The sequence below is a fragment of the Corynebacterium pacaense genome, assembly GCF_900169525.1.
Taxonomy (GTDB): Bacteria; Actinomycetota; Actinomycetes; order Mycobacteriales; family Mycobacteriaceae; genus Corynebacterium; species Corynebacterium pacaense.
This window is the reverse complement of sequence record NZ_LT821239.1, coordinates 498,210-515,226: the sequence shown is the minus strand read 5'-3', so window position 1 is coordinate 515,226 and position 17,017 is coordinate 498,210. Positions and strand designations below refer to the sequence as shown.

General features: G+C 65.8%; 18 protein-coding genes. 4 read left to right on the top strand and 14 right to left on the bottom strand.

The window, feature by feature from the left end; genetic code table 11:
- Positions 1-503: 503 nt before the first annotated feature.
- The 6 genes from B7E02_RS02535 to B7E02_RS02510 all read right to left on the bottom strand — a co-directional run bounded on the left by B7E02_RS02535 (position 504) and on the right by B7E02_RS02510 (position 6,781).
- Entirely contained in the window at positions 504-1,622 is a 1,119-nt protein-coding gene (locus B7E02_RS02535) for a cysteine desulfurase family protein (protein WP_080792754.1), read from the bottom strand.
- On the bottom strand, positions 1,619-2,461 hold the full coding sequence (nadC, locus tag B7E02_RS02530) for a carboxylating nicotinate-nucleotide diphosphorylase (protein ID WP_080792752.1): 843 nt from the start codon (positions 2,459-2,461) through the stop codon (positions 1,619-1,621). The genes B7E02_RS02535 and nadC overlap by 4 nt, the downstream gene beginning before the upstream one ends.
- On the bottom strand, positions 2,455-3,933 hold the full coding sequence (locus B7E02_RS02525; RefSeq protein WP_080792748.1) for an L-aspartate oxidase: 1,479 nt from the start codon (positions 3,931-3,933) through the stop codon (positions 2,455-2,457). Before B7E02_RS02525 ends, nadC begins: the two co-directional genes overlap by 7 nt.
- On the bottom strand, positions 3,930-5,171 hold the full coding sequence (gene nadA, locus B7E02_RS02520) for a quinolinate synthase NadA (RefSeq protein WP_080792745.1): 1,242 nt from the start codon (positions 5,169-5,171) through the stop codon (positions 3,930-3,932). The genes B7E02_RS02525 and nadA overlap by 4 nt, the downstream gene beginning before the upstream one ends.
- Positions 5,172-5,210: 39 nt before the next feature.
- Positions 5,211-5,930, bottom strand: coding sequence for an NUDIX hydrolase (locus B7E02_RS02515; RefSeq protein ID WP_080792743.1), 720 nt, complete (start codon positions 5,928-5,930; stop codon positions 5,211-5,213).
- Between the two features lie 227 nt (positions 5,931-6,157).
- Complete coding sequence (locus B7E02_RS02510) at positions 6,158-6,781, bottom strand: CG0192 family protein (protein ID WP_080792741.1); 624 nt, start codon at positions 6,779-6,781, stop codon at positions 6,158-6,160.
- Positions 6,782-6,892: 111 nt separating this feature from the next.
- Between B7E02_RS02510 and B7E02_RS02505 the strand changes: the two genes are divergently transcribed.
- Positions 6,893-7,819 carry an alpha/beta hydrolase gene (locus tag B7E02_RS02505; protein WP_080792738.1) on the top strand — a complete coding sequence of 309 codons (927 nt, stop codon included), beginning with the start codon at positions 6,893-6,895 and terminating at the stop codon, positions 7,817-7,819.
- Between the two features lie 22 nt (positions 7,820-7,841).
- Here the strand turns inward: B7E02_RS02505 and B7E02_RS02500 are convergent, their stop codons facing one another.
- The 7 genes from B7E02_RS02500 to B7E02_RS02470 form a co-directional block, all read right to left on the bottom strand.
- The gene (locus B7E02_RS02500) at positions 7,842-8,741 is read right to left on the bottom strand and encodes a hypothetical protein (protein WP_245802140.1); all 900 of its coding nucleotides are present in this window, start codon (positions 8,739-8,741) and stop codon (positions 7,842-7,844) included.
- Positions 8,742-8,877: 136 nt separating this feature from the next.
- Entirely contained in the window at positions 8,878-9,255 is a 378-nt protein-coding gene (locus tag B7E02_RS02495; protein WP_080792736.1) for an MGMT family protein, read from the bottom strand.
- Positions 9,256-10,113 carry a VOC family protein gene (locus B7E02_RS02490; RefSeq protein WP_080792734.1) on the bottom strand — a complete coding sequence of 286 codons (858 nt, stop codon included), beginning with the start codon at positions 10,111-10,113 and terminating at the stop codon, positions 9,256-9,258. It lies immediately after the preceding gene.
- Positions 10,113-10,403, bottom strand: a complete 291-nt coding sequence (locus B7E02_RS02485) for an RNA-binding S4 domain-containing protein (RefSeq protein WP_080792731.1) — start codon at positions 10,401-10,403, stop codon at positions 10,113-10,115. Before B7E02_RS02485 ends, B7E02_RS02490 begins: the two co-directional genes overlap by 1 nt.
- Positions 10,404-10,437: 34 nt before the next feature.
- The gene (locus B7E02_RS02480; protein ID WP_080792728.1) at positions 10,438-11,130 is read right to left on the bottom strand and encodes a LysE family translocator; all 693 of its coding nucleotides are present in this window, start codon (positions 11,128-11,130) and stop codon (positions 10,438-10,440) included.
- A 4-nt stretch (positions 11,131-11,134) separates the two neighbouring features.
- The gene (locus tag B7E02_RS02475) at positions 11,135-11,707 is read right to left on the bottom strand and encodes a DNA-3-methyladenine glycosylase I (RefSeq protein WP_080792726.1); all 573 of its coding nucleotides are present in this window, start codon (positions 11,705-11,707) and stop codon (positions 11,135-11,137) included.
- Between the two features lie 53 nt (positions 11,708-11,760).
- Positions 11,761-12,453, bottom strand: coding sequence for an alpha-ketoglutarate-dependent dioxygenase AlkB family protein (locus B7E02_RS02470; protein WP_143336685.1), 693 nt, complete (start codon positions 12,451-12,453; stop codon positions 11,761-11,763).
- Between the two features lie 34 nt (positions 12,454-12,487).
- Here B7E02_RS02470 and B7E02_RS02465 point away from each other — a divergent pair, with 34 nt between their 5' ends.
- The gene (locus B7E02_RS02465) at positions 12,488-13,138 is read left to right on the top strand and encodes a sugar O-acetyltransferase (RefSeq protein WP_080792720.1); all 651 of its coding nucleotides are present in this window, start codon (positions 12,488-12,490) and stop codon (positions 13,136-13,138) included.
- Between the two features lie 307 nt (positions 13,139-13,445).
- Here B7E02_RS02465 and B7E02_RS14900 read toward each other — a convergent pair whose 3' ends face one another.
- Complete coding sequence (locus B7E02_RS14900) at positions 13,446-13,673, bottom strand: type II toxin-antitoxin system RelE/ParE family toxin (protein WP_080792717.1); 228 nt, start codon at positions 13,671-13,673, stop codon at positions 13,446-13,448.
- Positions 13,674-13,897: 224 nt separating this feature from the next.
- Here B7E02_RS14900 and B7E02_RS02455 point away from each other — a divergent pair, with 224 nt between their 5' ends.
- The gene (locus tag B7E02_RS02455; RefSeq protein WP_080792714.1) at positions 13,898-14,281 is read left to right on the top strand and encodes a PH domain-containing protein; all 384 of its coding nucleotides are present in this window, start codon (positions 13,898-13,900) and stop codon (positions 14,279-14,281) included.
- A gap of 8 nt (positions 14,282-14,289) precedes the next feature.
- Entirely contained in the window at positions 14,290-16,647 is a 2,358-nt protein-coding gene (hrpB, locus tag B7E02_RS02450; RefSeq protein ID WP_080792711.1) for an ATP-dependent helicase HrpB, read from the top strand.
- Positions 16,648-17,017 lie beyond the last annotated feature (370 nt).

The following is a 17,017-nucleotide window of genomic DNA, read 5'->3' as shown; positions in this document are numbered from 1 at the left end:
CGGAAACGTTCACCGGCGGCCTTACCAGCCAACTACCCCAGATCCCCCGGTTGACTGGAAAAGCTCAATTGCCTATCCCCGACCCGCAAATACGGCCAGCACCGCTGTCGCATCGACCCTTTCCGGGGCGGCAACCGGCGCGTCGAAAGGGTCAAGCCCACTGGAGTGGTGTATCTGCCCTTTCGGCAAACAAACTGCCAACAAGGAGCCGATTGCTATCCCGAACTTGGGGCAGAATCGGACACCATACGCCGAGTGGAGGGTGCGCCGGTTGGGTTGATTATCTGCTCGCTCCCAATGGCTATGATCGAACTCGGAGCACCACAACAAGCGAACCGATTGGCCATGACAAGCGGGGAGGCGGTTCCGGTTTCCAAAGAGCAGGGAGGCGGCACTTTCACTATCTCCGCTCTGATCGCCGCGAGTGAAACGTTGAGGTTTCATGCCTTCCCAAGGCGCACGCCGGACTCCCTGAATCACAACGTCACAGGGAAGTACAGCTATTACTCCACCCGCGCACACTCCGCCGCCACAATCTCCACCACCCGATCCACGGTCCGGGAATCCAGTGGCGATGGCAGCGTGAAGCGCACTGCGGTCCGTGCGGTGTCCGCATCAATACCGCAGGCCAGGAGTACCGGGGAAGGTTCCGCGGACCCGGCGGCACACGCCGATCCGGAGGACACGGCAAAACCCGCCACATCGAGGGCAACGAGGATCGCTTCCCCACTGACCTGCTCGAACACGAAGGATGCATGGCCCGGCAGCCGCTCGGTGGGATGCCCGGTCAGGCGCACACCGGGTACGGCGCCCAGGATTCCGGCAATCAGCTCATCGCGACTCTCCATCAGCGCCACCGCCCGGCGCCCGATTCCCGCGCGGTGCACGGCCTCCACCGCCGCTCCGAAACCGGCGATACCCGCCACGTTGAGTGTGCCCGATCGCAGGCCACGTTCCTGGCCGCCGCCGTGCATCTGCGGTTCCACTGCCACGCCGGGGCGAAAAATCACCGCACCCACCCCCTGCGGACCGCCGAACTTATGCGCGGCCACCGTCATCGCCGCAACTCGTGGGCCGGGCCAGTGGTCCGTCAATAGGCTCGCCGGAAGGACGGGTGCGGCCTGCACCGCGTCGACGACCAGCGGTACGGCAGCATCGGGCAGGTCCTGTACCGTGCCTATCTCCGCGTTGGCCAGCGACATCGCCACGAGCGTCGTCTCGACGTCCACCGCCTGAGGCACGACGCGGCCGAACCCGTCCACACCCCACACCTTGAGCGCGAATCCATGCACACGCTCCAGATAACGGCAGGTTTCCAGCATCGACGGATGTTCGATTGCGGTGGTGATCAGTCGCCTGCCGCGCGGACTGGCCAGGGCGATGCCCGACACGGCGAGGTTGTTCGCCTCGGTCCCGCCGGAGGTGAACACGACGGCGTCGGGGGAGGTGTGGAAGGCGTCGGCAAGCTGGGTGCGCGCATGCTCCACCACTGAGCGCGCGCGGTGCCCGTAGGAGTGCACGCTGGAGGGATTGCCTGGGAATGAGTCATAGACCTCTAACATGGCGGCCCGGGCCTCGGCGCACAGGGGCATGCTTGCCGACGCATCCAGGTATCCACTCACCGCGCATCCAACCCCAGGTCCAGTGCGCGCACCGAGTGGGTGAGCGCACCGACGGATATCACATCAACGCCAGTGGAGGCGATCTCGGCGACGGTGCCCAGGGTGACGCCGCCACTGGCCTCCACGGTCATCGCCCCGTCAATCAGTGCCACGGCCGCGCGCAGATCGCTTATGGAGAAATTGTCCAGCAGAATCCCGGTCGGCCGGGCTGCGCGCACCGCGTCAATCTGCTCAAGGCGATCGACCTCAACGATGATGGAGGTGGTGTGCCCGGCGCGCCGCTTGAGCTCGATCAGCGCCGCGGTGATGTCCCCGCCGAGCACGGCGAGGTGGTTGTCCTTGACCATGATCGCATCCGAGAGTCCGAAGCGGTGGTTGCTGCCACCACCGGCAGTCACCGAGTACTTGTCGAAGACGCGCAATCCCGGAACGGTCTTCCGGGTATCGGCAATGCGAGCATGTGCGCCCACCCGCTCCACCTCGGCGACGTACTGCGAGGTCAGTGTCGCGATCCCGCTCATCCGCTGCACAAAGTTCAGCGCCACCCGCTCGGCGGTGAGGATGCCGCGGGCGGGTCCGGTGACCTCGGCGAGAACGTCGCCGGGGGCGAAGGCGGTGGCGTCGGCACGCAGTGCGGACACGGTGATACGCGGGTCCACCTGGCGGAAAGCCTCGGTGAGCACCGCGCCACCGGCGAAGACGCCGGGTTCCCTGGCACGGATCGCAGCTGTCATGGTGGCGGTGTCGCTGATCACCAGGCGGGCGGTGACATCGCCCCAGGGCGCGTCTTCCATAAGCGCCGCGCGGACGGCGGATTGGGTGTGGGCGGGTGTCAGCATGCCGTGATCTCCTTGACGGTCAGCGCGGTGCGCCTGGCCTGTTTCGGATCGGTTCCGGGGTGGTCGCTGCGCCGGTGGGCGCCGCGGGATTCGGTGCGGGCCGCGGCGGCAGCGGCGATGAGCGTACCCACCAGCGCCGAATTTCCCTTATGGAAGGAGCAGGTCCGCGCCGCGCTCGCAATGCCCGAGGCGTCACGGACAATGCCCAGGTGCTCGCCGATCGCGGAGGAGATGGCCCGTTCATCCGTGGTCAGTTGAGGGGAAACGGTCAGTGTGTCCGCTGTGCGGATCAGCTCGGGCAGAGCCGCGCCGCGGTAGGTCCACGTTCCACAAGCGGCACGTCCCGCGCGCCGACCGAAGACCAGGCCCTCCAGCAGCGAGTTCGAGGCGAGTCGGTTGGAGCCGTGCACGCCTGTCGACGCCACTTCCCCCACCGCGAACAGCCCAGGGACGCTGGTACGGCCATCGAGGTCCGTGGCCACTCCGCCCATGGTGTAGTGCGCGGCCGGCGCAACGGGGATCGCATCAACGGTCCAGTCCAGCCCGAGCGCGCGGGTGGCCGAGGTGATCTGCGGGAACCTGGTCGCCAGGTCCGGCACACGCGTGGCATCAAGAAATACGTGGGCGTCGCCACGCTCACGCAGCACCGCGTCTATGGAGGCGGACACCACATCACGGGGGGCAAGTTCGGCACGTGGATCATGATCGGACATGAAACGGTGGCCGGAGGAATCGAGGAGCACCGCTCCCGCGCCGCGCACCGCCTCTGAGACGAGATAACCACGGTGACCGGGGGTGGGGGCGTCAATCACCGTGGGGTGGAACTGCACGAACTCCATGTCGGCGATCACCGCGCCTGCCCGTGCCGCCAGGGCGATGCCCTGCCCACGGGTGGTGGGATCATTGGAGCTGGACGGATAGAGGGCCGCGTAGCCGCCCGTGGCCAGGACCACCGCAGTCGCGCTCAGGGTGGTGCCGTCCGTGAGCCGGACGCCGGTGACGCGGCCACCTCGAAGCAGCAGCGAGTCGGCGGACACACCCTCGCGCACCGTGATTCCGTCATCGATCTGCGCGAGAAGATGGTCGTGGAGGACCGCGCCGCTTCGGTCGCCGCCGCAGTGGATGATCCGGGGCCGACCGTGCGCGGCCTCCAGGCCGAGTAGCGGGTGGCCGGCGGTATCGCGGTCGACGGGCATACCTGCCCGGATGAGAGCACGCACGGCCTGCACGCCATCCTCCACCAACTGGCGCGCAGCCACCGCATCGACAAGTCCGTGGCCTGCGGCGACAGTATCCGCCAGGTGTGCGGCGGGGCTGTCGCCAGTGGCTATCGCCGAGGCGATGCCGCCCTGGGCCAGGCGCGTGCTTCCATAAGCGGAATCGGGTCGGATCAGGGTGACCTCCCCGCCCGCGTCGGCGACGCCAAGTGCGCAGCTCAGGCCCGCAACACCGGCCCCGATGACAAGGATCATGGCTTCGCCGCCAGCATGCGCTCGAGCGCGACCCGCGCCTGTTCCGCAACCCGCGTGTCGACGCTGATGCGGTTCGGGGTGCGGCCGTCGATGAGCGACTCCAGCGTCCACGCCAGGTAGGCGGGGTGGATGCGGTACATCGTCGAGCACGGGCAGACCACGGGGTCGAGGCAGTAGACGGTGAGCTCGGGATGCTGCGCCTGCAGGCGGTTGACCAGGTTGATCTCGGTACCCACGGCGATGACGTCACCGGGTGCGGCGGCCTCGATCTGCTTTCGGATGTAGTCGGTGGAACCGGCGCCGTCCGCCGCCCGGACCACAGCAGCCGGGCATTCGGGGTGGACGATCACGCGCACACCCGGATGATCGGCGCGTGCCTTGACGATCTGGTCGACGGTGAAGCGGCGGTGGACGGAGCAGAAACCGTTCCAGAGGATGACGCGGGCGTCGATAAGCTGCTGCGCCGTGTTGCCGCCGAGGACCCGGCCCGGGCGCCACAGCGGCATCTGTTCACGGGTGACACCCATGGTGGCGGCGGTGTTGCGTCCGAGGTGCTGGTCGGGGAAGAACACCACCCGACGCCCCCGGGTGAATGCCCAGTCGAGCACCGTGCGGGCATTGGAGGAGGTGCACACGATGCCGCCGTTGCGGCCGCAGAAGGCCTTGATCTCGGCGGAGGAGTTCATGTATGTCACCGGGATCGGCGGCTGGTCAAGAACACCGGTCAGCTGCGCCCAGCAGTCCTCGACCTGGCCGATCGTGGCCATGTCCGCCATGGAGCAGCCCGCGGCCAGGTTGGGCAGCAGCACCGCCTGGTCGGGGCGTGAGAGAATATCCGCGGTTTCCGCCATGAAGTGGACACCGCAGAAGATGAAGGCCTCGGCCTGCGGATACTCCCGGGCGGCGCGGGCGAGCATGAAGGAGTCGCCGACGGCGTCTGCATGGACGATGACCTCGTCGCGCTGGTAGAAGTGCCCGAGGATGCGGACGCGGTCACCGAGTTGCTCCCTGGCGGCGATGATCCGCCCGTGCAGCTCCTCCACGCCTGCCGAGGTATACCTCTCCGGCAGCGGCTGCTGCCGCGGCACCGGAAAGGGCAGGGGGTCGGCTGACGACGCCCCCGGGCCGTACCCCGCACGCGGATCGTGATCGACGGTCCACGGTGGACTGTCGAGGGCGTCATCGCAGGAGCCCTCGCGTGCGGCGGCGGATCGGATGAGTTCGGCGACACTGAACATGGTGCGGCCTTTCTGAGCTTGTGAGTGTGCTGGGGGTTCTCAAGATGTGCTGCGCAGCCGGTAGAGACTGGCCGGGCGGTGCTTGGCGCCCGACTCCACCTTCCCGGTATCGATGAGGTTTCCCTGGGAAAGCGCCTGCCTGCGGAAGTTCGCGGGATCCACGCGGGCCCCGAGGATCGCCTCATGGACACCGCGCAACTGGGTCAGCGTGAAGGTTTCACCGAGAAAGCGGTGGGCGACGGCGGCATAGCCGGTTTTCGTGCGCAGGCGCCACAGGGCGTAATCGACGATGTCGGCGTGGTCGAAGGCCAATTCGGGCAGGGTGTCCGCGGAGAACCAGGCAACATTGTCGACATCCTCCTGCTGTGCCGCTGCGAGTTCCGGCTCGGCGTACAGCGCCCAGTAGGCGATGGTGACCAGGCGCTGGGCGTGACCGGAGCGGTCGAGCCCGCCGAAGGAGTAGAGCTGCTCGAGGTAGGCGGGAGCGTGACGGACCGTTTCCCACAGGGTGTTCTCCGCAGCCTGGGTGAGGGTCTGGTCAAAGCGCAACGGGCCACCTGGGAGCGCCCACACTCCCTTGAACGGCGGGCGCACGCGCCGGACCAGGGGAATCCAGAGCGTCGTCTGGTCTCCCCCTGTGACCGTACCCGGTGCGGTGACGGCACCCGCGGGTGGGCGCAGCGCGAAGGCCACGGCCGACACGGCCACTGCGGGAGGGAGCGTGCGCCGTTCCGTGGCGCTGAAGCTGAAGTAGTCCACGGGGGTGCCCCTTCGGTGCCTGTTTTGGTGCGGTTTTAGTTATGGTCAGTTTGACCATAAGTGAGTCTACACCACCCCGGCGTCAACTGAGCCACCCCTCCGGAGTCGATGGTGCGCCACCGTGGCACCGACCACGCTCAGTTACGGCCTCCGGACGGCACGGACCTCCTCATCGCGTACCTACCGGCCCGGGTGTACACCTCGGCGCCGGGGTCCTGCCGCGGAAGCTACTCCAGCCAGTTGAACTCCGCGACCAGCAGCTCCCGGTCCCTGTGCTGCGGGCTGGGTGCGACCAGGCGCAGCGCGGTGGCGTTGTGCCCGCGGCCGGTGTTCTTGAAACCCGCCAGAACGTGCGGCAGCCGCAGCATGAACTGCCGGCGGTGTCCGTTGATGTCCACGGTGCCCACGGCACGTTGACGGGTGATCTCGCTGAGGCGGACGTCGTTAAGCTGCAGGTCCTTTTCACTACCGGTGCCGTGAACGTCGAGATAGGCCTCGACACCGTCATCGCGGGTGGCGCCGTGGTCGCCGGTGAGGATCGTACGGATGAATTCGCGGACGGCCACCGGATCCCCGAGCGCATTGGTGACCCACCGCGTACCCAGGACCCCGTGTTCGATGGTGGTCAGTGTCTGCTCCGGGTTGATCTCCTGCGAGCGGTAGGTGAAGGGGATCTGCACGAGTCGGCCATCGGGATCGGAGGCGATCAGCACCTCGATGCCGGTTGCATCATCAACGGTGTCAACGAGCCGATAGCTGCCCACCAGCTTCACGTCGCCCACCCACGCGCGGGCGACGGCTTCCTTGGTGGGGTCGAGGGTGGTCTTGTAGATCTTCGCGATGCCACTCATGCTGGGGTCTCCTCAATTAGGGATGTGGCGCCCACATTACTCCCGATACCGGCTGATGGCAGGGGTCTAGAGGGGTGTGCATACCCCTGGGCGGGAACTAAGGTGGTGGGCATGACAGAACACGATCACAGCAGCGGGCCCACACCAGAGACCCCCGAGGCCAGGGAACAGCGTTTCCGCGAGGAGTTCCAGGTCGGGGGGATCGACCGGGAGCTCTCCGATGAGCAGCAGTTGGAGCAGCTCACCTCCTATTTCGATGCGCACTACCCGCTGCCCGATTTCACCCCGCCCTGGGCCGGCGGCAAGGGTGACCCGGGTCCGGCCGACCGCTACAGTGCGCACCTGCCGGACCGCATCACCCACACCGCGATGCTCATGCTCGGTTCCGCGGTGGATCACTCCATGCCCGGTGTCGCCTACCTCGGCGGGATCTCCACTGAATCAATCCCGCAGCTTGCGGCGGAAAGGTTCATCCCCTCCGAACCGAGCGGACGCTGGGCGGCGTCCTTTCACAGTGGTGGCTGGTGGCGCGGGTCCGGGGACTCCCTGGAATACCAGTGGCGCCCGGAGGTCGCCGCGGTGGCCGAGCTCTCCGGCACCACCATCCTCGACCTGGACTACCCGCTCGCACCCGAGCACACCATCGCCGAGATGAACTCCGCGGTGGCGGCCGCGGTGGAGTACGCACGCAGCCACGGCGCCAGCTCGGTCACGGGGTGGGGGTACTCCTCGGGTGCGGCACTCGTGGTCCTGAACACCCCGCTTTTCGACGCCCAGGTTCTCACCTTCCCCGACCTCGGCAGCGTGGCCAAGCTGCCCACGGAGATCCGCGGCGATGCCGCGCTCACACCGCCGGAGCAGTGGCCGCCCACCTTCGTCCAGATCGCACTGCAGGACGAGGTTGCCTCCGCCCCGACCGGTCTCGATCGGGCCACCGACATCACCATCGGCGAATATGTCTCCCACCACCGGATCTCCACCCCGAAGATCGCGCGCCAGAGGATCGTCGACGTGGCGGAGTACCTCAGGTCCGTCTAGTGCGCGTCCAATCCCACTGAATCTAGGTGCACAGGGAGTCCTTCGGCAGGAGTCTGGCCATGAAGGACGGAACCACCACGGAATCCGGGAGCAGGTCCGCCATCGGTGCCAGCAGCGTCGAGCGCAACCTTTTCCGGATCGCGGCCGTGGGATTGATCGCCCTGCCCTGCCGCGGATGTGCGAAGGTGGCAGCGGCACCGGATTCGGCGTCCTCCGCCGCCGCGGTATTCGCCTTCTCCGGATCCCTCACGGCTTCCTGCACGTCAGCGGTGAGCTCCTCGGCCGAGCCCTCGACCATCGCCGCCACAACATAGCCCGGACCGAGGCTGACCGTGGAATGGACATCGAGGTTGTCCGACCAGCCGAACTTCGTACCACTGATCCCGGACAGGGTCGAGGTTCCGAAGTTCTGCGGATAGCCATCGGCGGCGTAGTCGGCGACGCTGCCCATTCCGTCAATGATGGGCGCCGCGACGGGGTCCCTGCGGATCGCCGCAACGAACTTCGCCACATCCGCCGCCGTGGTTGTGGAGTTGCCCCAGTAGTCCGCCGGATCGGTGTCGTTGAGCGAGAAGGCCTCGACCACCGCGGGGATGGCCTCCGGGTAGCGTGCTTCCATATACATTGCGGTGGCGTCCTCGGAATAGCGGATCATATCCTCAACCAGCGCCCGGTCCTCATCCTCACCGTTCTCCAGGACGTAGTATCCGAGAAAGAGCTTGGCCAGCGACAGCGCCGGGAAGGACTCGCGGGCGCCCTCCGTCTCCTCGATGGTTCCATCGTCCTCGACGATCGCGATCTCCGCGTGATCGGTGGCACCACGGTCCAGCGCCACCGCCCCCGCGGGTGCCGTCGCCGCCACCGGTGCCACGGGTGCGAGGACCACAGCGCACACGAGGGGCACCGGACGTGTAATTCTCATGCGCCAGACTTTAGTCCGAGACTTCCATGGCACCCGCGTCCGGGTGGGCGTTGCGGAGCAATCCACATCAAGCTCCGTTGATACTCACAGACCGACCACCTCGGGTGGGATGACCTGAGGTGTTCAGCTCTGGTGTCTACCTCAAGTGTTTTCCGCAGGTGTTTTCCGCGTACCTGTCAGCGAGCGCGGCGGCGATCTCGGAGCACCGCTCGTCGCTGATGCGATGGGATGCCATGTCCACGCGGGGATTGTCCGCGTCACGATAGGAGATCTCCTCGCGATCCCAGTGCTCCAGCGCACGCCCTGCAACCTGCGAGCCTCCATCGGCACACACCACCCGCCACCAGAAGGTCAGATGCCCGTGGGTGGACATGATGCGCCCGACCTGACGCGGTCCCGTGCCCACCAGCGCGGCGATATCACCGTAGCTGGCCACGACGCCCTCCGGAATCAGGTCGACGCAGTCGAGTACAAGGGTGGCCCGCTCCCCCAGCTCCAGCTCCCCGGCGCGCAACTATTCACCCCGGTGCTGCAGCGCCTGCTCCTCGAGGGCCGAGAGATCGATGCCGAGCAGATCCTCCGATTCCGTTCCCTCCTCAACCGGTTCATCCACATCGCACAGGGTGACGGTCGCCCCGGTGGAATCCGAAACCAGTGCCATACGACCGAACTCGGAGTCCCACGGTTCCCGGATGACCTCCCCGCCGGCCTCGCGTGTCCTGGCTACCGCCTCATCGACGCTGGCGACACCCAGATAGGACTGCCAGAAGCTGGGGACCTGGGGTGGGAACTGGCCCTCGGCATCAAAGATTCCGGCGAAGGCCGCCCCGTCAACCAGCGCCGTGGTGTACCGGAAGGAGGAGTCATTCTGCGCAGCGGCCATCTCCGAGGTGGTCCAGTTGAAAAGCTCACCGTAGAACTCCACGGCCGCGGGGTACCTGCTCACGGTGGTCAGCTCATGCCAGACCGGTGTGCCCGGTTCACCGGCTGCGACGAAGGACTCCTCGCTGTCCGGTTCGATGAGCCCGAAGAGCGCGCCGGCGGTATCCACCGCCAGCACCATCCGGCCCAGGTGGACCTGAGTGGGCTCGGCGAGGACGCGACCACCGAGCTCGACCACCTTCGCCGCGACCTCCTCGAGATTGTAGGAGAGGAAGTAGGTGATCCAGGTATCGGGCAGGCTGGCGTCCTCCGGCTGTTCAATGAAACCGGCCACCGGCAGTCCCTGCACCCGTGCCATGCGGTACCCCGCGCTCACCTCGCTGATCTCCCACCCGAGGACCTGCTGATAGAAGTGGGAGGACTTCGCGATATCCGAGGTGCTCAAATCAATCCAGTAGGGCATTCCGGGCATGGCTTCAAAAGCTGGCATTACATGTTCCTCCACTTTTCGGGGTCGAAGCCATCATTGGCGGTGGCTTCATCAAAATAGTCTTCATCGCTGCCGCCGCTGACCACCCGTGCACAGCTGGCGGCAATGCACACCACGTCTCCGTCACGCAGGGTTCTCCCACGTCGGGTGTCCACCTCGCCGTTGACCGTGACCTCGCCCGTGGAGATCGCGTCCTTGGCTTCCCCGCCTGTTGCAACGAGGTTGGCCAATTTGATGAACTGGCCAAGTTTTATGGACTCATCCCTGATGTGCACTTCTTCCGGCTGCATGGTTCCTGAGTCTATCGGTGACTGAGGTATCGGGCTAAAACGGGATCCGACCCCCGAATCCCGCAACCGCCTGCCACACCATGAACATTCCCAGGGAGATGAAGATCGCCCCCGTCACCACATCGATGAGTGCGGCGTTTCCGGTGATCTGCGCAGCGAAACCACGCACCACCAGAGCCACCCCCACGAACCAGACGAAGCCGGTCAAGATGAGGAACACCGCGATGAACGCGCTCCATCCCAGTCCCATGTCGGGGCGGACGAACTGGGCGAAGACCGCACCGAAGAAGAGAACGGCCTTGGGGTTGGAGAGATTCGTCGCGATTCCCAATCGCAGGCTTGACGCAGCACCATGGCCGTGGCCCGCCGCGGTGTCCCCGGCACCCTCCCCGGCGCTTTCGACCACCGGAATCGACGCCGTTGCTCTCCGGTTTCCACGCTGGCGCCAAGCCGAACGCACCGCCCCGAATCCCATCCACACGAGGTAGCCACCACCGAGCAGCTGCAGAACGTGGAGCACAGAAGGCGTCGCGGAGATCAGGGCGGACAGCCCGAGGAGGCTCGCGATGATCCACAGGGAGTTTCCGATCATGATTCCCACCGCCGTCCAGATCCCGTCCGATCTGCTCCTTGAACCGAGGCGGATGATCTGAAGGAGGTCGGGGCCGGGGGAGGCGATCGCGGCGAACCAGACGAGCAGCAGTGAGACAACGGTAGCGGCATTCATCAGGTCACATCATATAGGCCCTCCCGTTCACCACTCCTGTCGCCTGCATCAGGATGAACGCCCCGGTGGGACCTATATGGCTGAAGCCGGCCTCCTTTAATGCAGCAGCCGCCTCCGAGGAGCCATCGGTGCGGAGCGGCACGGGGTCCCCGGGGCGGTGGACATGGTGACCGGCGTATCTTTCCAACAGCACCGGCACAGGTTCCGGGAGGCGGAGCATCGCCTTGGCATTGTTGATCACCGCCTCGATCTTGCGCCGGTTGCGGAAGACGCCGGGATCCGCGAGGAGGAATTCGACCTCCTCCGGGCCGAACCGGGCCACGGCGGCGGGATCGAACCCGGCGAAGGCACTGCGCAGGGTATTGCGCTTAGCCAGCACCGCCTGCCATGTGATTCCGAGCTGGAACACGATCATGCTGAGGATCTCCAGCAGGCCCGAGTCTGAATCCGGGGCTCTCCCCCACTCCTCATCGAAGTAGATCCAGCTCAGTTCCCCCCTGGAGGCCCAGCGGGGCCGGGTGCGGCCATCGGCGCAGCGGACAGGGTCATTGGATGTATGAGTTGTTATCGTCGTCATGGCTGCACGATAAACCGGGCACGTGACATCTCATCCCCCTGCCCACCCCCGGCTTAGAGATCCACCTGGCGAATGGTGATGTTGATCCGACCCTCAGCCAGACCGCAACCGTCCGGGGCGGTGCCCTCCTCCACCTTGGGCACACCGTGGAAGGCGCGTCTGTGTGCTCCCCCGAAAACAATCAGATCACCGCTGAGCAGCGGAATCTCATTCCAGGGCCGGTTGCGGTTCTCGGTTCCACCAAGGCGGAACAACGCCGTGTCACCGATGGACAGGGAGATCACCGGGGCCTCGGAAAGCTCATTGGCGTCCTGGTGCATCCCCATCGTCGAGCCGGGCGGGTAGTAGTTCACCAACGCGGCCTCCGCACGGAAGCTCCCCGACCAGGCGGCCAGCGATCCGCTCAAACGTCCCGCCGCCTCAAGGGCCTCCCGCGTTCGCTTATGGAAGGATTCCGGAATCGGCGGCACCCGCATTCCCTCGAGCTCCTCCACATAGCGGTAGGGATGGGATTTCCAGTAGCGGCCGAGCGAAAGCATGTACACGCTCATCTGTCCGCTGCGCAGGCGGGGTCGGACCATCGCAAAGGGCGTGCCCGCGGCGCTGCGTGCGATCCGACGGGCCTCAGCTACCAGCGATCGCTGGGTGGGCAGGTCCAGAAAGCCCGGGAGGTGGACAACACCGTCGGTGACCTCCCGCGGCGGGCGCGGGAGGTCGGCGCCGGGGGCGTCGAAAAGCGTGGGCACGTGCGCGTCCTCCCTCTCGTGCACAATGGCAGGCATGTCTTCCTTCGACCCTAGACCCTACTCAACGTTTTCCCACATGAGCAGCGGGCAGTGGTACATTCCGGGGTCCGCGGAACTGCGGCGGATCGCCGGCCGTGCCGCTGAGCTCGGCCACGAGTACAACCAGATCGGGCCGACGGATCCCGAGCGGTCGGGGGTGATCCTGCGCGAATGGATCAACCCGGACAGTGGACACTGCGTTATCAAGGCACCCGCGATCATCGAATACGGGCTCAACACCACCATCGGCGAGGGGGTGTTCATCAACTTCGGGCTGACGATCCTGGACATCTGTCCGGTCACCATCGGTGCACGCTCCATGCTCGGGCCAAACTGCCAGCTGCTCACAGCGGGCCATCCCGTCAACGACGTGGAGATGCGCCGTGGCGGCTGGGAGAACGGCGCGCCGATCACCATCGGCGAGGACGTGTGGTTCGGCGGCGGTGTTATCGTTGTCGGCGGCGTCACCATCGGCGACCGCGCGGTCATCGGCGCCGGCGCGGTGGTAACCAGGGACATTCCCGCCGATGCCATCGCCGTGGGCAATCCGGCGCGGGTGATCCGCATGCGTGACGACGCCCACCAGGAGCGCACGGAGCTCCCCGAAGGGGTGCCGGTGGACGCGTGGGGGGCACTGCCATGGTGAACCCCACCGTCGAAGCCCGCTCTTCGTGGCTAGCACCTGTCCTTTTGCGCAGCACTCGCCACTCGACCCGCAGCTCCTCGTTGACTGCAGATGCATTCAGAATTCTTCCTACCTCCCGTCACACCGCGCGAAACGGATGGCCGTGTCAGCGGAGATTCCACGCTAGCCGTGAGCGATCTCATTGATCCGACGCGGTGGAGCTCCAGTATCCACGGCCACCCTGTGCCGCCTTATCCCGAAGCCATTGATGAAGATGCAGCCCTCCACCAGCATTCCTCCGGGAGGGATCGGCTCAAACATGTCGGGATCAGTGGCAATCGACAAGTTCGATACCTCCCATCCCTCCAATCCTCCATAGAGGACGGACCCTCCACCGCGGATCCACCCGGACTCCGTGTTGTCCACGACGATCACCCCCGAGTTGCTCCAATCGACTTCCAGGTGGGATACGCAGGTCTTCGATGGTGTTGGCGGCGTGGATCTTTTCAGTTTTCCCAAGGATTGACTGCTTTTGAGAGCTGTGAAGTAGGGTCAGTGCGCCTTATGCGCTGTTCATACCGGATCCGTCCGGTACCCTTCTTTCCTAAAGGCCTGGTCACGGTACCGTCACGTGATGGGGAGCGTTTGTAACGCTAGACGTCAATGTCATGACGGGAAGACGAGCCACAACGCTCTTTTCCAACACCCCCGGACAACCTCGGCACACCACTGGATACGATGAAGCTCAAACAATCAACAGACGATAGGGATTCCAACACTATGTCCAGCGAGTTAGGCAGCATCACCGAATGGATCTTCAACCAGGAGATCCCAGTTCCAGCCGACATCCAGGAGGTCCTGGTTCCCGGAGAAACCCCCGTCACCGCGTACAAGACCTTCCGCGACTCCGCGATCTTCACCGACCGTCGCCTCATCGTTCGCGATTCGCAGGGCATCCGCGGCAAAAAGGTGGAGATGTACTCTCTGCCCTACTCTTCCATCAACATGTGGTCCTCTGAGAATGCGGGAACGCTCGACTTCACCTCAGAGCTGGAACTCTGGACCCGAGCCGGACACATCAAGATCAAGCTTGGCAGGGGCGTGGACATCCGTCGCCTGGATCTTCTGATCTCCTACGCGGTGTTCGGAGGGCTGGGGTCCTAGCATCTCCGATGAACACCACCCCCTTCGACCTCGCAACCATCGCCGGCGACCTACCCGCGGCAACCCTGATCCCGCGCCTGGAGACGACGCTCAGCACCTCGCCGGCGAATCTCGTCATCGTCGCCCCTCCCGGAACGGGTAAGACAACGGTGGTCCCGCCGAGCGTCGCCAACACGCTCACGGAGGGGAAGATCCTGGTCACCGCGCCGCGGAGGGTGGCGGTGCGGGCGGCGGCGCGTCGATTAGCTCAGTTGGCTGGGACCCCGATCGGAACAACCGTCGGATTCTCAGTGCGCGGTGAGCATCACCCCGGCTCGCGGGTGGAGTTCCTCACCCCTGGGGTGCTGGTGCGGAAGCTGCTGAGCGATCCGGAGTTGCGCGGTGTGTCGGCGGTGATCATCGATGAGGTACACGAGCGCCAGCTCGACACCGATCTCGTGCTGGGCATGACCACGGAGCTGAGCCAATTGCGTGATGATTTCTCCGTGATCGCCATGTCCGCCACCGTGGATGCGCAGCATTTCGCCGCGCTTATGGAAGCACAGGTTCTGGAAGCGCAGTCCCCGATCTTCCCCGTGGACACCATCTACGCCCCGCCCCCCGGCCCGCGGATGGGGCAGCGGGGTGTGGAGAGAAGATTCCTGGAGCATGTGGCACGGCAGGCGGCTGGCCATGATGGTTCGGTGCTCGTGTTCGTGCCCGGCGTGTGGGAGATCGAGCAGGTCATCGCAACGCTGCGCTCCCGGGGCGAGAGGAGTGTGCTGCCGCTGCACGGCCGGCTCACCGCCGCAGAGCAGGACAGGGCCCTGACCCCGAGCACGGATCCGCGGATTGTGGTGAGCACGCCACTGGCGGAGAGTTCACTGACGGTCCCCGGTGTGCGCGTGGTGGTGGATTCAGGGCTTTCCCGGGTGCCGCGTCGCGATGCCGCACGCGGCATGACGGGCCTGGTCACGGTGAGTTGCGCGCAGTCCTCGGCCGATCAGCGGGCGGGCCGCGCCGGGCGTGAGGGGCCGGGAACGGTGATCCGTTGCTACTCACAGGAGGATTACGCGCATTTCCAGCCGTTCACCACACCGGAGATCCAGTCGGCGGATCTTACCCAGACGGCGCTCTGGATGGCGGGCTGGGGCACACCGGAGCTGCCAACACCTCCTCCCGTGCCGGCGATGCAGGCGGCGACGTCCACGCTGCAGGCGCTGGGGGCCGTCGATAAGCATGGCATCACCGACCTGGGACGTCGCCTGGCGCTGCTGCCGTTGGCGCCGCAGCTCGGGGCGTCGCTGCTGCGGTTCGGCGCAGGTGCCGCCGAGACGCTCGCCGTGCTTGCCGACGCCCCCTCCGGCAACATCAGTACCCAGGCCACCCGGCTGCGCGGAAGCGCGCGCTTCGACCGCGAGGTCGCCCGCCTACGCCGACTCGCACCACGTGTTGCCGGCCGGCCGTCGGCGGGTGAGGTAACCGGCGCGGCCTTCCCTGCACTCATCGCAAAACGGGTCACCCGCGGTGAATACCTGCTGGCCAGCGGCACACGTGCACTCCTGAAGGACACCGAGCTTCAAGGCTCCCCCTGGCTCGCCATCGGCAACATCTCCCGCTCCGGCGACCGCGCCCTCATCCGCGCCGCCGCTTCCATAAGCGAGGAGCAGGCTCTTGGGCTCCTCGGTGTCCGCGACACCACCCACGCAGAGCTTGCCAACGGCCGCATCCGTGCCCGAACCATCCGCCACGCCTGGGCCATCGAACTGAGCTCCACCCCGACCACCCCCACTGTCGAGGATGCGGCGACGGCAGTGGCGGAAGCGATCGCCCGCGACGGACTCTCCCTGTTCACCTTCTCAGAGGCCGCGCGCTCGCTGCTGGATCGCCTCCGGTTCCTCCACGCCCACCTCGGGGACCCGTGGCCGGATGTCGACGCCGCCGATGTGTACACCTGGCTCGGGCCCGAACTGGACACGATCGCCCACGGGGCTTCCATAAGCGGAATCAACATGGCCCAGGCACTCCAACGCCTACTCCCGTGGCCCGACGCCGCGCATATGGATGAGCTCGCGCCGGGATCACTGCACGTGCCCAGCGGGCACAAGCACCGCATCGACTATTCGACGGGGCATGCGATCGTCCGGGTGAAACTACAGGAATGCTTCGGACTCGCCGCCTCGCCTGAGTTCTGCGGTGAGAGGGTGCAGTTCCATCTCCTCTCCCCCGCCGGACGACCATTGGCGGTTACCGACGATCTTGCGAGCTTCTGGTCGGGGCCCTACTCACAGGTGCGGGCGGAGATGCGGGGGCGCTACCCGAAGCACCCCTGGCCAGAGGATCCGTGGAGCGCACAGGCGACGGCGCGGACCAAGAGACGTTTGTAGTCCTAGGGTAGCGAAGGCGTCGGCCAAGCTGAGATCCACTGGTAGGTGCGCGAAGCTGTTTTGCCACTGACTCCGAACTCGCATCACTTAAATGAACGATCCGCTTACCTCAGGCCGTCGATATTTGTCGGTGGTTTCCTGATCCTGATTCACTGCCCAGAACCGGAGGGAAGCACTTTGTGGCAAAAGCGATAACTAACGCAACGTCGACGCTCGCGACACCTCGTGCCGGCTGCACCTCCGTGGCTTGGCGCCGGGGCAGACACGCGCAAACCCGGACACTGGGTAAGGAATTGAGCTTCCTGCCATTTCATGAGGTCAAGAAGAAGGACACGAAGGACGCGAGCCTCTTGAACGGTCTCTTGATCGC

Coding starts and splice junctions, on each gene's coding strand:
- B7E02_RS02505 (WP_080792738.1), top strand. CDS start 6,893: ATGACAGAACACGATCACAGCAGCGGGCCCACACCAGAGACCCCCGAG.
- B7E02_RS02500 (WP_245802140.1), bottom strand. CDS start 8,741: ATGAGAATTACACGTCCGGTGCCCCTCGTGTGCGCTGTGGTCCTCGCA.
- B7E02_RS02485 (WP_080792731.1), bottom strand. CDS start 10,403: ATGCAGCCGGAAGAAGTGCACATCAGGGATGAGTCCATAAAACTTGGC.
- B7E02_RS02525 (WP_080792748.1), bottom strand. CDS start 3,933: ATGATCCTTGTCATCGGGGCCGGTGTTGCGGGCCTGAGCTGCGCACTT.
- B7E02_RS02490 (WP_080792734.1), bottom strand. CDS start 10,113: ATGCCAGCTTTTGAAGCCATGCCCGGAATGCCCTACTGGATTGATTTG.
- B7E02_RS02475 (WP_080792726.1), bottom strand. CDS start 11,707: ATGACGACGATAACAACTCATACATCCAATGACCCTGTCCGCTGCGCC.
- B7E02_RS02510 (WP_080792741.1), bottom strand. CDS start 6,781: ATGAGTGGCATCGCGAAGATCTACAAGACCACCCTCGACCCCACCAAG.
- nadC (WP_080792752.1), bottom strand. CDS start 2,461: ATGCTGACACCCGCCCACACCCAATCCGCCGTCCGCGCGGCGCTTATG.
- B7E02_RS02455 (WP_080792714.1), top strand. CDS start 13,898: ATGTCCAGCGAGTTAGGCAGCATCACCGAATGGATCTTCAACCAGGAG.
- B7E02_RS02480 (WP_080792728.1), bottom strand. CDS start 11,130: ATGAATGCCGCTACCGTTGTCTCACTGCTGCTCGTCTGGTTCGCCGCG.
- nadA (WP_080792745.1), bottom strand. CDS start 5,171: ATGTTCAGTGTCGCCGAACTCATCCGATCCGCCGCCGCACGCGAGGGC.
- B7E02_RS02465 (WP_080792720.1), top strand. CDS start 12,488: ATGTCTTCCTTCGACCCTAGACCCTACTCAACGTTTTCCCACATGAGC.
- hrpB (WP_080792711.1), top strand. CDS start 14,290: ATGAACACCACCCCCTTCGACCTCGCAACCATCGCCGGCGACCTACCC.